Here is a 13,660-nt window from a genome sequence, read left to right as displayed (position 1 = left end):
TTCATGCCGGATGGCGGCTTATGCCGTATCCGGCGCTATTATCGACCAGAAGGGCGGTTAAATATCGATGTTCGCGGCTTTCAGTGCGTTCTCTTCAATAAAGGCGCGACGCGGTTCGACGGCATCGCCCATCAGGGTCGTGAACAGCTGATCGGCAGCAATCGCATCTTTTACCGTGACGCGCAACATGCGGCGGCTGTCCGGATCCATGGTGGTTTCCCACAGCTGTTCCGGGTTCATTTCACCCAGGCCTTTATAACGCTGAATAGCAAGACCGCGACGCGACTCTTTCACCAGCCAGTCCAGCGCCTGCTCAAAGCTGGCAACCGGCTGACGGCGCTCGCCACGTTCGATAAAGGCGTCTTCTTCCATCAAACCGCGCAGCTTCTCGCCGAGGGTGCAGATACGGCGGTATTCGCCACCGGTAACGAATTCGTTATCCAGCAGATAATCGGTATCCACGCCGTGAGTACGCACGCGAATGATCGGCTCGAAATGGTTCAGCTCGTTGTTTTTGCGCACATCGAACTTCCACTGGCTGCCGTGCTGCTCATTCTCGTTCAGGTCGCTGACCAGCGCATTTACCCAACGCGTGACCTTCTGTTCATCGGCAAGATCGGCTTCCGTCAGCGTCGATTGATAAATCAGCGCTTTCAACAGCGTACGCGGGAAACGACGCTCCATGCGGCCAATCATCTTCTGCGTGGCGTTGTATTCAGAAACCATTTTTTCCAGCGCTTCACCCGACAACGCCGGAGCGCCTTCGGTGGTGTGCAGCGTTGCGCCATCCAGCGCGATGGAAATCTGATACTGATCCATCGCATCGTCATCTTTGATGTACTGTTCCTGCTTGCCTTTCTTCACTTTGTACAGCGGCGGCTGGGCAATGTAGACATGGCCACGCTCAACGATTTCCGGCATCTGGCGGTAGAAGAAGGTCAGCAGCAGCGTACGGATGTGCGAACCATCGACATCCGCATCGGTCATGATAATGATGCTGTGATAGCGCAGTTTGTCCGGGTTGTACTCATCGCGACCGATGCCGCAGCCCAGCGCGGTGATCAGCGTCGCCACTTCCTGCGAAGAGAGCATCTTGTCGAAGCGCGCTTTCTCAACGTTAAGGATTTTACCTTTCAGCGGCAGAATCGCCTGGTTTTTACGGTTACGCCCCTGCTTCGCAGAACCGCCCGCGGAGTCCCCTTCCACCAGGTAGAGTTCGGACAGCGCCGGGTCGCGCTCCTGGCAATCCGCCAGTTTGCCCGGCAGGCCCGCCAGATCCAGCGCACCTTTACGACGGGTCATTTCACGGGCTTTACGCGCCGCTTCGCGCGCACGCGCCGCATCGATAATCTTACCCACAACGATTTTTGCGTCGGACGGGTTTTCCAGCAGATATTCGCTCAACAGTTCGTTCATCTGCTGCTCTACCGCCGTTTTCACCTCGGAGGAGACCAGTTTATCTTTAGTCTGCGAGGAGAATTTCGGATCCGGCACTTTTACCGAAACCACTGCAATCAGGCCTTCACGGGCATCGTCACCGGTCGCGCTGACTTTGGCTTTTTTGCTGTAGCCTTCTTTATCCATGTACGCATTCAGCGTACGGGTCATCGCGGCGCGGAAACCGGCCAGGTGAGTACCGCCATCACGCTGCGGAATGTTGTTGGTAAAGCAGTAGATATTTTCCTGGAAACCATCGTTCCACTGCAGCGCGACTTCCACGCCGATACCGTCTTTTTCGGTGGAGAAGTAGAAGATATTCGGGTGGATCGGCGTTTTGTTCTTGTTGAGATACTCAACAAACGCCTTGATGCCGCCTTCGTAGTGGAAGTGATCTTCTTTGCCGTCGCGCTTATCGCGCAGGCGAATAGAAACGCCGGAGTTCAGGAATGACAGCTCGCGCAGACGTTTCGCCAGAATTTCATATTCGAACTCGGTAACGTTGGTGAAGGTCTCATAGCTCGGCCAGAAACGTACCATGGTACCGGTTTTTTCGGTATCGCCCGTTACAGCCAGCGGAGCCTGCGGCACGCCGTGTTCATAAATCTGACGGTGGACTTTGTTATCGCGCTGGATAACCAGTTCCAGTTTCTGCGACAGGGCGTTTACCACGGAAACGCCTACGCCGTGCAGACCGCCGGAGACTTTATAGGAGTTATCATCAAATTTACCGCCTGCATGCAGTACGGTCATGATCACTTCCGCTGCGGACACGCCCTCTTCCGGGTGAATACCGGTCGGAATACCGCGACCATCATCCTGTACGGAGACGGAGTTATCGCTATGGATGGTGACAACGATGTCTTTACAGTACCCTGCGAGCGCTTCGTCGATAGCGTTATCTACCACCTCGAATACCATATGGTGCAGACCGGTGCCGTCATCTGTATCGCCGATATACATACCCGGGCGCTTACGCACCGCATCCAGCCCTTTCAGGACTTTGATACTGGAGGAGTCATAAGAATTCGACATCAACGTTTCTCGCTCATTTAGTCTTGGGTTAATCCGTTATTTTACCCTTTTCCACGGTGAACATCTTCGAATTTTTGTCCGACATGTCCATCACGTGTTCGGCGCTGATCGCGCTGACAAAAACCTGCGACTGCGTCGCTTTCAGGCGACTGGCTAATAGCCCACGCTTCGCGTCATCAAGTTCTGAGGCAAAATCATCTATCAGGTATAAACAGCGTCGTCCGCTCTCGCGGGTTAAAAACTCCCCCTGCGCCAGACGCAGCGCGCACATCAGGAGTTTCAGCTGCCCGCGCGACAGCGTATCTTCCACCGGCGCGCCGTCCGCACGAATGCGGAAATCCGCTTTATGCGGGCCGTGAGCGGTGTAGGTCAGCATGCGGTCGCGCTCAAAATTGCGCTCCAGCACTTCGCCGTAATCGGTCTCTTTTTCCCACCCACGCTGAAAACCAAACGTCAGGGAAAATTCAGGTAAAAATTGTTGGCAGGTATCGGCCATATCTTCGGCAATGGCTGCGCTGTATTCGGCGCGCCAGCGGCTGATCTGCTCAGCCAGCGGGATCAGTTCTTTGTCCCACGGGCGTAACTGCGCGTAATGCGTCACCTGGCGCAATGCGGCATTGCGCTGTTTCAGCAAGCGTTTGAGATTGCTCCAGGCGGTAAAAAAACCGGCTTCGTTATGAAAGCATCCCCAGTCGAGGAACGCTCTTCGGTATTTGGGGCCGCCGTTGAGTAGGGTAAACCCCTCGGGCGTAATCAGTTGCATCGGCATTAACAGCGCCAGTTCCGCCACTTTGTGGCCGTCGGTGCCATCAATACGCACTTTGCTGTCGCCGAGCTTATCTTTCGTCAGACCAATCGCCGTTTCGCGCTCTTCGCCCTGCAAACGACCATGCAGAACAAACGCCTCCTGTTCATGGCGGATCACACGGCCGATTTGCAAACTGCGAAACGCCCGACCATGTCCGAGCGTATAGATAGCTTCGAGAACGCTGGTTTTACCGCTGCCGTTGGCGCCGACCAGGAAATTAAAGCCAGGAGATAACGCGAGATCTGCGTTCTCGATATTACGGAAGTCTTTAATCAGAAGGCGGGTCAGTGACATAGTTCAGAGCATCAGTCCAGGGGCGTGAGTGTCGCAGCCAGTTCGTTTACCGCCAGCGCACAGAAAGCGGAGCGTACACGAAGTACGTGAGCATTTCGAGCACTGCCGGAAGACGAAATGGCAAATAAACCAGCCCCTTTACAGATTCTACAAGCGCATTGGCATAACAACATAAGCCGCGCTTTGGCTCGCCGCATCTTCAATCTGTACGCTGGAAACGGAGTCGGTCAGCAGAATACGGACATTTTCGCACTTCAGCGCATTCAGCACATCCAGCACGTAGCTGACGTTAAAGCCGATTTCCATCTCGCTGCCGGCATAGGTGACATCGAGAAACTCTTCTGCTTCTTCCTGTTCCGGGTTGTTGGCGGTGATTTTGATCTGATTCTCGCTAACGTACAGACGCACGCCGCGGAATTTCTCGTTCGAGAGAATAGCGGCACGGGCAAAGGCCTGCTTCAGCAGATCACAGCCTGCTTCCAGCGTTTTGTCCGGATTCTTCGGCAATACGCGGCGATAATCCGGGAAACGGCCATCAACCAGCTTGGAAGTAAAGATAAAATCGCCAACGTGTGCGCGAATATTGTTGCTGCCAATCTGCACGCGCAGCGGAGTGTCGCCGCCGTCGAGCATGCGCATCAGTTCAATCACGCCTTTACGCGGCACGATCACCGAATGGTTTGGCAGTGATTCGCCAATCGGCATAGAGCAGACAGCCAGACGGTGACCATCCGTTGCAACGGTACGCAGCTCTTCGCCTTCAGTTTCGAACAGCATGCCGTTTAAGTAGTAACGCACGTCCTGGTGCGCCATGGAGAACTGCGTCGCTTCGATCAGGCGCTTCATTGTCGCCTGTGGCAGCGTGAACTCCACTTCGCTTTGCCAGTCGTCCAGATTCGGGAAGTCGGCGGCGGGCAACGTGGAAAGGGAGAAACGGCTGCGCCCGGAACGGATCAGCATACGCTCGCCTTCCAGCTGCACGGCAATTTCCGCACCTTCCGGCAAACCGCGGCAGATGTCGAAAAACTTACGCGCCGGAACCGTTGTCGCACCTTGTTCATGTGGCTGGATCAACGCAAGGCGGGCCACCATCTCCATTTCGAGATCGGTCCCGGTCAACGACAGCGCGCCTTCGGTCACCTGAAGCAACAGATTTCCGAGGATCGGCAACGTAGGGCGTCCGCCCAGTGGGCCGCTTACCTGTTGCAGCGGCTTTAATAAATGTTCACGTTCAACGGTAAATTTCATAGCGTCACGAAGATAGTGTTCGGATTAAATTGGAAAAATCTTCTTTGATATCATGGCTTTCTTCACGCAACTGCTCAATCTTACGGCAGGCATGCAGCACGGTAGTATGATCGCGGCCGCCAAACGCGTCGCCAATTTCCGGCAGACTGTGGTTGGTCAACTCCTTTGCCAGCGCCATCGCCATCTGGCGCGGGCGGGCTACCGAACGGGATCGCCGCTTGGACAGCAGATCCGCGACCTTGATCTTGTAATACTCCGCCACCGTCTTTTGAATATTGTCGATGGTGACCAGTTTTTCCTGCAGCGCCAACAGATCCCGCAGCGCTTCGCGCACGAAATCGATGGTGATCGCGCGCCCGGTGAAGTTGGCGTTGGCAATTACGCGGTTCAGCGCCCCTTCCAGCTCACGCACGTTAGAACGCAGGCGTTTCGCAATAAAGAAAGCCACTTCGCCCGGCAAACGAATGTCGTTCTCGTCCGCTTTTTTCATCAGGATCGCCACGCGGGTTTCCAGCTCCGGCGGTTCGATCGCAACGGTCAGGCCCCAGCCAAAACGCGATTTCAAACGATCCTCAACACCGTTGATCTCTTTCGGATAACGATCCGACGTGAGAATGATCTGCTGATTGCCTTCCAGCAGCGCGTTAAACGTGTGGAAAAACTCTTCCTGGGATCGTTCTTTATTAGCAAAGAATTGGATATCGTCAATCAGCAGCGCATCTACGGAACGGTAGTAGCGTTTAAACTCTTCGATCGCATTGTTTTGCAGGGCTTTTACCATGTCCTGGACAAAACGCTCGGAGTGCATATACACCACTTTCGCATTGGGCTTGCGCGCCACAATGCCGTTGCCCACCGCATGCAGCAGGTGAGTCTTACCGAGGCCGGTTCCGCCGTATAAAAACAGCGGGTTATACGCGCCGCCGGGGTTGTCTGCAACCTGGCGGGCTGCCGCACGGGCGAGCTGGTTTGATTTACCTTCAACAAAGTTATCAAAGGTATGTTTGACGTTAACGTTGGAGCGGTAAGTCGGTTCCGCCGGAGCAGGCACATTGTCCCAGCCTGGGCGCGCAGCAGGCGCGGTTCGCTGTACAACCACCTGCGCCGCTTGCGCTGGCGCGGCAACGCTGGCCGGTTCCCTCAGCGTCTGGCTGACCGGGCGGGTGCCGACTTCAAAATGCAGTTGTGGGGCGTCCGTACCGCAGAAGTCATTCAGCAGTCCATTGATATTGTTGAGATACTTGTCTCTAACCCAATCGAGGACAAAACGGTTTGGCGCATACAAAGCCAGCGTGTTATCGCTCAATTCCGCCTGCAAAGGGCGTATCCACATACTGAATTCTGTGGCTGGTAACTCATCCTGCAATCGGGCAAGACACTGCTGCCAAAGCGAAAGTGACACGGCGGACTCCACTCGAACGAAAATCGATAAATAGTAAAGACAGAAACATTAATGTTTTTTGACACACATCGATAAGACCCAACCGGGTGACATGCGAACCGCTATTTACGGTTTTTGCCCTGCTCACGATCCTGGATCGCGATCGGGACCGCGGATCATAGCGTAAACCGCGGCAGAGATCTTCTGTTTCTCACAGATTCTTCACGATTTATCCACAGGGCGATGTTGAACCGGGTCAGTGTAAACGATCCAGAGAGAGGAACGGGACGATTTAGGCCGCATATTGGAAAATTTAATGAGTAACGACGATTTATTGCTTAAACGATCTAACGAAGATCCTGGAGGATCCTTGCGCTTTACTGCCGTCCCCGTATAATCCTGCCCCCGGCGCGTCATGCTCTTATGCAGTCGTCGAATGCTGCTTATTTTTCGCGCGATTATGTGCGAAAATACGTGCGCTATAAGGAAAGAGAATTGACTCCGGAGTGTACAATTATTACAATCCGGCCTCTTTAATTACCCATGGCTTGCGCGCCAGTCGTTCGATTTCCGTTCAGGCATACGCAAAAGTCAGTGAATTTATTCAAGTTTAGGTAGAAACCGCCATGAAACGCACTTTTCAACCGTCTGTACTGAAGCGCAACCGTTCTCACGGCTTCCGTGCTCGTATGGCTACTAAAAATGGTCGCCAGGTTCTGGCTCGTCGTCGCGCTAAAGGCCGCGCACGTCTGACCGTTTCCAAGTAATAAAGCTAACCCCTGAGTGGTTAAGCTCGCTTTTCCCAGGGAGTTACGTTTGTTAACTCCCACTCATTTCACTTTCGTCTTCCAGCAGCCACAACGGGCTGGCACGCCGCAAATCACCATCCTCGGCCGCCTGAATTCGCTGGGGCATCCCCGTATCGGTCTTACCGTCGCCAAGAAAAACGTCAAACGCGCGCATGAACGCAATCGGATTAAACGTCTGACGCGTGAAAGTTTTCGTTTGCGCCAGCATGAACTGCCGGCAATGGATTTTGTGGTGGTGGCGAAGAAAGGGGTTGCCGACCTCGATAACCGTGCTCTCTCGGAAGCGTTGGAAAAATTATGGCGCCGCCATTGTCGCCTGGCTCAAGGGTCCTGATCGGCCTGATTCGGGTCTATCAACGCCTGATTAGTCCGCTACTCGGGCCGCACTGCCGTTTCACGCCAACCTGCTCTCACTATGGAATTGAGGCATTGCGCAGGTTTGGAGTGATAAAAGGCAGTTGGTTGACAGTGAAACGCGTATTAAAATGCCACCCTTTACACCCGGGTGGAGACGATCCCGTCCCGCCAGGACCTTCTAAAACCAGAGAACACTAACGATGGATTCGCAACGCAATCTTTTTATCATCGCTTTGTTGTTCGTGTCTTTCATGATCTGGCAAACGTGGGAGAAGGATAAAAATCCTCCTCCGGCGCAACAGCAGACCACGCAGACTACGACCACCGCAGCGGGTAGCGCAGCCGACCAGGGCGTACCGGCCAGTGGCCAGGGGAAACTGATAACGGTTAAAACCGATGTGCTTGAGCTGACCATCAACACCCGTGGTGGTGATGTTGAGCAGGCACTGCTTCCGGCTTATCCGAAAGAACTGGGTGCCAGCGAGCCGTTCCAGTTACTGGAAACCACACCGCAGTTTATCTATCAGGCGCAGAGCGGCCTGACGGGTGCTAACGGTCCGGACAACCCGGCGAATGGCCCGCGTCCGCTGTATAACGTGGAAAAAGATGCGTTTGTACTGGCCGACGGCCAGAACGAACTGGCGATCCCGCTGACCTATACCGACACTGCTGGCAACACATTCACCAAAACATTCACGCTGAAACGCGGCGAATACGCGGTGAACGTAGGCTATAACGTGCAGAACGCCAGCGATAAAGCGCTGGAAGTGGCTGCCTTCGGTCAGTTGAAGCAATCCATCAATCTGCCGTCACACCGCGATACAGGCAGCAGCAACTTTGCGCTGCATACCTTCCGCGGCGCCGCCTACTCCACGCCTGACGCGAAGTATGAGAAATACAAGTTCGACACCATTGCCGATAACGAAAACCTGAACGTCAGCGCAAACAGCGGTTGGGTTGCAATGCTGCAACAGTATTTCGCCACCGCGTGGATTCCGCGCAACGACGGTGCGAACAACTTCTATACCAGCAACCTGGGCAATGGCGTTGCCGCCATCGGCTACAAATCGCAGCCGGTCAGCATCGCGCCGGGCCAGACCGCTACGCTGAACAGCACCCTGTGGGTGGGTCCGGAAATTCAGGACAAAATGGCAGCCGCTGCGCCGCACCTGGATCTGACAGTGGATTACGGTTGGCTGTGGTTCATCTCTCAGCCGCTGTTCAAACTGCTGAAATGGATCCACAGCTTCCTGGGTAACTGGGGCTTCTCCATCATCGCGATCACCTTTATCGTGCGTGGCATCATGTACCCGCTGACCAAAGCGCAGTACACCTCCATGGCGAAAATGCGTATGCTGCAGCCGAAAATTCAGGCCATGCGTGAGCGTTTGGGTGAAGACAAGCAGCGTATGAGCCAGGAGATGATGGCGATGTACAAAGCGGAAAAAGTGAACCCGTTGGGTGGCTGTTTCCCGCTGCTGATCCAGATGCCAATCTTCCTGGCGCTGTACTATATGCTGATGGGCTCCGTTGAGCTGCGCCATGCGCCATTCGCACTGTGGATCCATGACCTGTCTGCACAAGACCCGTACTACATCCTGCCGATCCTGATGGGCGTAACGATGTTCTTCATTCAGAAGATGTCGCCGACCACCGTGACCGACCCGATGCAGCAGAAGATCATGACCTTCATGCCGGTCATCTTCACGGTGTTCTTCCTGTGGTTCCCGTCAGGTCTGGTGCTGTACTATATCGTCAGCAACCTGGTGACCATTATTCAGCAGCAGCTGATTTACCGTGGTCTGGAGAAACGTGGTTTGCATAGCCGCGAGAAGAAAAGCTCCTGATACGCGTTAAGATTCAGACAAGGCGGTCAACTGACCGCCTTTTTTATTTTGAGGTTTCGGAAAACAAACCATGAGCCATAACGACACGATTGTCGCCCAGGCAACCCCACCGGGACGCGGTGGTGTGGGCATCCTGCGTATTTCCGGCCGCCAGGCGCGCGACGTTGCGCAGGCGGTATTAGGCAAACTGCCAAAACCGCGTTATGCCGACTATCTGCCGTTCCTGGACGCTGATGGCGCAGCGCTGGACCAGGGCATTGCGCTGTGGTTCCCCGGGCCAAACTCATTTACCGGTGAAGATGTGCTGGAACTGCAAGGCCACGGCGGCCCGGTGATCCTCGATCTGCTGTTAAAACGCATTCTGACGCTGCCAGGGCTGCGTATCGCCAGACCCGGGGAGTTTTCTGAGCGTGCATTTCTCAACGATAAGCTTGACCTGGCGCAGGCGGAAGCCATCGCCGATTTGATTGACGCCAGCTCCGAGCAGGCAGCCCGATCAGCGCTGAACTCGTTGCAGGGGGCGTTTTCCACCCGCGTGAATCACCTGGTGGAAGCACTTACTCACCTGCGCATCTATGTCGAAGCCGCGATCGATTTCCCGGATGAAGAAATCGATTTTCTCTCGGATGGAAAAATTGAAGCACAGTTGCACAACGTGATCGCCGATCTGGATGCCGTGCGCGCTGAAGCACGCCAGGGAAGCCTGTTGCGCGAAGGGATGAAAGTGGTGATTGCCGGTCGCCCAAATGCCGGAAAATCAAGCCTGCTGAATGCGCTGGCCGGACGAGAAGCCGCTATCGTTACCGATATCGCCGGCACCACCCGCGACGTGCTGCGCGAGCATATTCATATCGATGGTATGCCGCTGCACATTATCGACACAGCGGGTCTGCGTGAAGCCAGTGACGAAGTCGAGCGTATCGGCATCGAACGCGCATGGCAGGAGATTGAGCAAGCGGACCGGGTACTGTTTATGGTGGATGGCACCACCACCGACGCGGTTGACCCGGCGGAAATCTGGCCAGATTTTATTGCCCGTTTACCGGCGAAATTACCGATTACGGTGGTGCGTAACAAAACTGATGTCACCGGCGAGCAGCCTGGCATGAGTGAAGTGAATAATCACTCACTTATACGACTCTCTGCGCATACCGGCGAAGGCGTCAACACGCTGCGTCTTCATCTCAAACAAAGCATGGGGTTCGACACCAACATGGAAGGCGGGTTCCTGGCGCGCCGTCGCCACCTGCAAGCGCTGGAAACAGCGGCAGAGCATCTGCAACAGGGTAAAGCGCAACTGCTTGGCGCATGGGCAGGTGAGCTACTGGCAGAAGAGCTGCGCCTGGCGCAGCAGAGCTTAAGTGAGATCACCGGCGAGTTTACCTCCGATGATTTACTCGGCCGTATTTTCTCCAGTTTCTGTATCGGTAAATAACCCCTTCCCACTGCTCACCGAACGGCCGCTTTAGCGGCCGTTTGCTTTCCTGGCAGCCAAATTTCGTAAAGTACGCAGGATTGGCTAAAGAAAATGTAAATATGGTCGCTTAGGACTTTTCAGATGCGAATTTCCGCATTAAAACCTATCCAGTATGGGCGATAATATTGATTATCGATTCGATTCATCCAGACCATTATCACGGAGCGAAAAATGGCTACGCACTTTGCAAGAGGGATTCTTTCAGAAGGACATCTCGTCTCTACCCGACTCCCTGTAACCTGTCACGACAGCGCGCGTCAGCTCCCCGAACACCGACGTTCGCGTTTCCTCGCGTCCAGAGCCTTACTCGCCGAAATGATGTTTATGCTCTACGGTATCAGCGAGTTGCCCGGGATCGTTATTGAAGCCAGCGGAAAACCCGCGTTTGAAGACAGCAGCCTGCCGCAGTTCTCGCTGGCCTATGCCGGAAACATGGTGGGTGTTGCGCTGACAACAGAGGGTGAATGCGGTCTGGATATGGAGCTTCAACGTGCGACACGGGGTTTCCATAACCCGCACGGACAAAAGCAACCCCCATTCACCGGCAATGAACAGTTGTGGATCAATAATCAAAACGACCCGAACGAAGCGCAAACCCAACTTTTGACACTGCGCCAAAGCGTGATGAAGCTGATCCATCAGATGCAGGATGATCCCGGGCAGTTACAGCTTTTACCAGGATCCGGTCGACTTCGCGTGGCGCAACTGGCGCAAGTGGAAGTGATGTGTGATGCTGAAGACGTGTTGATTTGGTCAGTGGCCGTCGCACCCGCTATAGAAAGTCTTAAAATCTGGGAATTTGATAGTCAAAAAGGGTGGCGTTATCTTGCCGATGTGCAAACGCGCGCCAACGATCCCGCCTCCCGCCTGATGCGATTCACCAGCTTACCTGCCGAAAAAGCCCTGATCCTTAACTGATCCGTTAGCAAGGAGTCATCATGTCTGCTGAACTCAATGTTGTGACACTACTTGGGAGTCTGCGTAAAGGCTCGTTTAACGCCATGGTTGCACGTACGTTGCCCAGCCTTGCGCCTGCGGGAATGACCATCACGCCGCTGCCCTCGATTGCTGATATCCCGCTGTATGACGCCGATATACAACAGGAAGAGGGGTTTCCGCAGAGCCTGGAAGCCATTGCCGCACAAATCCGCGCAGCGGACGGCGTGGTCATCGTGACCCCGGAATACAACTACTCGGTGCCGGGTGGCCTGAAGAACGCCATCGACTGGTTGTCCCGCTTGCCGGAACAGCCGCTCGCCGGGAAACCTGTATTGATTCAAACCAGTTCAATGGGCGCAATCGGCGGCGCACGCTGCCAGTATCATCTGCGCCAGATCCTCGTCTTTCTCGATGCAATGGTGATGAATAAGCCTGAGTTTATGGGCGGGGTAATTCAGAGCAAAGTGGATCAGCAGACGGGAGAAGTGGTTGATCAAAGCACGCGTGATCACCTGAGCGGGCAGCTTACCGCTTTTGGAGAGTACATCCAGCGCGTTAAGCGGTAACCGGTTTTCCCTCTCCCTTACCGGGAGAGGGAAATGCAGATTAATGCGCGTCGATAAAGACGATTTTCAGCAAGAACAGCAGTGCGACCACAATGACGCACGGGCTGAGATCGCGCAGGCGCCCCGTCCCGATTTTCATCACGCAGTAAGAGATAAAGCCCAGCGCGATACCTTCGGTAATGGAGAAGCTGAACGGCATCATCACCGCAGTGATAAACGCTGGCACAGCTTCTGTCAGGTCTTCCCACTTCACACGCGCAAGGCTGGATGTCATCAGCACACCTACGTAGATCAGCGCACCCGCAGCAGCGTAGCCAGGTACCATTCCCGCCAGCGGCGACAGGAAGATAACCAGCAGGAACAACAAGCCCACCACAACGGCCGTCAGACCGGTGCGACCACCGACGGACACGCCGGAAGAAGACTCAATATACGCCGTAACAGAAGACGTTCCGATAAAGGCCCCGGTAACGGACGAGATACTGTCAACGTACAGCGCCTGTTTCATGCGCGGAAACTTACCGTTTTCATCCACCAGCCCGGCTTTGTCGGTAACGCCAATCAGCGTACCGGAGGAGTCGAACAGGTTCACCAGCATAAACGAGAAGATCACGCCAGCCAGACCAATATTAAACGAACCGGCCAAATCCACGTTACCGACTACGGTGGCCACGCTCGGCGGTGCGGAAACAATACCGTGATACTGCACATCACCCAGCAACCAGCCCAGCAGTGTGGTCACCACAATAGAAACCAGTACTGCGGCGTGAATGTTACGGGATGCCAGAATCGCAATGATGAAGAAACCGAGGACACCCAGCAGAACGCTGTGGGAAGTCAGGTTGCCGATGCTCACCAGCGTTTCTTTGTTCGCGACGATGACGCCGGCGTTTTTCAGGCCCATCATGCCAATAAACAAACCGATGCCGCTGGTGATCCCCACACGCAGGCTCACCGGAATATTGGCAATCATCCAGTAACGGACGCGGAAAATGGTCAGCAGCAACAGACCAACCGCACCCCAGAAAATAGCACCCATACCGATTTGCCAGGACAATCCCATGGCGCCAACCACCACAAACGCGAAGAAGGCGTTCAGGCCCATTGCCGGTGCCAGAGCAACCGGCAGGTTGGCAACCAGCCCCATCAGGATGCTACCAAATGCAGCAATCAGACAGGTGGTAACGAATACTGCGCTGGTGTCCATCCCGGCGACGCCCAAAATCTGCGGGTTAACAAAGACGATATACACCATCGTCAAAAACGTTGTGAAACCGGCGATCACTTCGGTGCGTGCCGATGTGCCGTGTTCGCGCAGTTTAAACACGCGGTCAAGCAACCCCTGGCCCGATGCCTGGGTAGTGTGTTGTTGGCTCATTATCAATTTCCGGAATAGGAGGGAAAATTCGTCGCTATCCTATACCAAAATGAGACAATGTTGACGGTTATCACACACTTTTTT

13 protein-coding genes are annotated in these 13,660 nt (G+C 54.6%); 8 read left to right on the top strand and 5 right to left on the bottom strand.

The genetic code is table 11. From position 1 onward, the window contains the following. Positions 1-57: 57 nt before the first annotated feature. From gyrB to dnaA, 4 genes are all read right to left on the bottom strand, one after another. Positions 58-2,472 (bottom strand): DNA topoisomerase (ATP-hydrolyzing) subunit B, encoded by a 2,415-nt coding sequence (gyrB, locus tag ACQ3G7_RS20680; RefSeq protein ID WP_430891752.1) that lies wholly within the window; start codon positions 2,470-2,472, stop codon positions 58-60. 28 nt (positions 2,473-2,500) lie between these two features. After that, positions 2,501-3,574 carry a DNA replication/repair protein RecF gene (gene recF / locus ACQ3G7_RS20675; RefSeq protein WP_061492401.1) on the bottom strand — a complete coding sequence of 358 codons (1,074 nt, stop codon included), beginning with the start codon at positions 3,572-3,574 and terminating at the stop codon, positions 2,501-2,503. Positions 3,575-3,721: 147 nt separating this feature from the next. Further along, positions 3,722-4,822, bottom strand: coding sequence for a DNA polymerase III subunit beta (gene dnaN, locus ACQ3G7_RS20670; RefSeq protein WP_061492400.1), 1,101 nt, complete (start codon positions 4,820-4,822; stop codon positions 3,722-3,724). A 4-nt stretch (positions 4,823-4,826) separates the two neighbouring features. Then, positions 4,827-6,224, bottom strand: a complete 1,398-nt coding sequence (dnaA, locus tag ACQ3G7_RS20665) for a chromosomal replication initiator protein DnaA (RefSeq protein WP_263098682.1) — start codon at positions 6,222-6,224, stop codon at positions 4,827-4,829. 295 nt (positions 6,225-6,519) lie between these two features. Here dnaA and ACQ3G7_RS20660 point away from each other — a divergent pair, with 295 nt between their 5' ends. The 8 genes from ACQ3G7_RS20660 to ACQ3G7_RS20625 all read left to right on the top strand — a co-directional run bounded on the left by ACQ3G7_RS20660 (position 6,520) and on the right by ACQ3G7_RS20625 (position 12,198). After that, entirely contained in the window at positions 6,520-6,600 is an 81-nt protein-coding gene (locus ACQ3G7_RS20660; RefSeq protein ID WP_420843408.1) for a hypothetical protein, read from the top strand. A gap of 229 nt (positions 6,601-6,829) precedes the next feature. Further along, positions 6,830-6,970 (top strand): 50S ribosomal protein L34, encoded by a 141-nt coding sequence (rpmH, locus tag ACQ3G7_RS20655; RefSeq protein ID WP_000831330.1) that lies wholly within the window; start codon positions 6,830-6,832, stop codon positions 6,968-6,970. Positions 6,971-6,986: 16 nt separating this feature from the next. Beyond that, positions 6,987-7,346, top strand: coding sequence for a ribonuclease P protein component (gene rnpA / locus ACQ3G7_RS20650; RefSeq protein ID WP_017458071.1), 360 nt, complete (start codon positions 6,987-6,989; stop codon positions 7,344-7,346). Further along, positions 7,310-7,567: a membrane protein insertion efficiency factor YidD gene (yidD, locus tag ACQ3G7_RS20645; RefSeq protein WP_071890658.1), complete on the top strand. Its 258-nt coding sequence runs from the start codon at positions 7,310-7,312 to the stop codon at positions 7,565-7,567. Before rnpA ends, yidD begins: the two co-directional genes overlap by 37 nt. Positions 7,568-7,569: 2 nt before the next feature. Beyond that, a complete protein-coding gene (gene yidC / locus ACQ3G7_RS20640) occupies positions 7,570-9,216 on the top strand; it encodes a membrane protein insertase YidC (protein WP_430891734.1) in 1,647 nt (548 codons plus the stop codon). 70 nt (positions 9,217-9,286) lie between these two features. Further along, complete coding sequence (gene mnmE / locus ACQ3G7_RS20635) at positions 9,287-10,651, top strand: tRNA uridine-5-carboxymethylaminomethyl(34) synthesis GTPase MnmE (protein ID WP_430891732.1); 1,365 nt, start codon at positions 9,287-9,289, stop codon at positions 10,649-10,651. A 213-nt stretch (positions 10,652-10,864) separates the two neighbouring features. Further along, positions 10,865-11,611 carry a 4'-phosphopantetheinyl transferase family protein gene (locus ACQ3G7_RS20630; RefSeq protein ID WP_430891730.1) on the top strand — a complete coding sequence of 249 codons (747 nt, stop codon included), beginning with the start codon at positions 10,865-10,867 and terminating at the stop codon, positions 11,609-11,611. Between the two features lie 20 nt (positions 11,612-11,631). Further along, a complete protein-coding gene (locus tag ACQ3G7_RS20625) occupies positions 11,632-12,198 on the top strand; it encodes an NADPH-dependent FMN reductase (RefSeq protein WP_263098678.1) in 567 nt (188 codons plus the stop codon). 40 nt (positions 12,199-12,238) lie between these two features. Here ACQ3G7_RS20625 and ACQ3G7_RS20620 read toward each other — a convergent pair whose 3' ends face one another. Beyond that, on the bottom strand, positions 12,239-13,576 hold the full coding sequence (locus tag ACQ3G7_RS20620) for an NCS2 family permease (RefSeq protein WP_263098677.1): 1,338 nt from the start codon (positions 13,574-13,576) through the stop codon (positions 12,239-12,241). Positions 13,577-13,660: the final 84 nt, after the last annotated feature.

The organism is Kosakonia sp. N21, from assembly GCF_050587465.1.
GTDB lineage: Bacteria > Pseudomonadota > Gammaproteobacteria > Enterobacterales > Enterobacteriaceae.
Note: the sequence above shows the minus strand (reverse complement) of the source record. Positions and strands in the feature narration are given on the sequence as shown.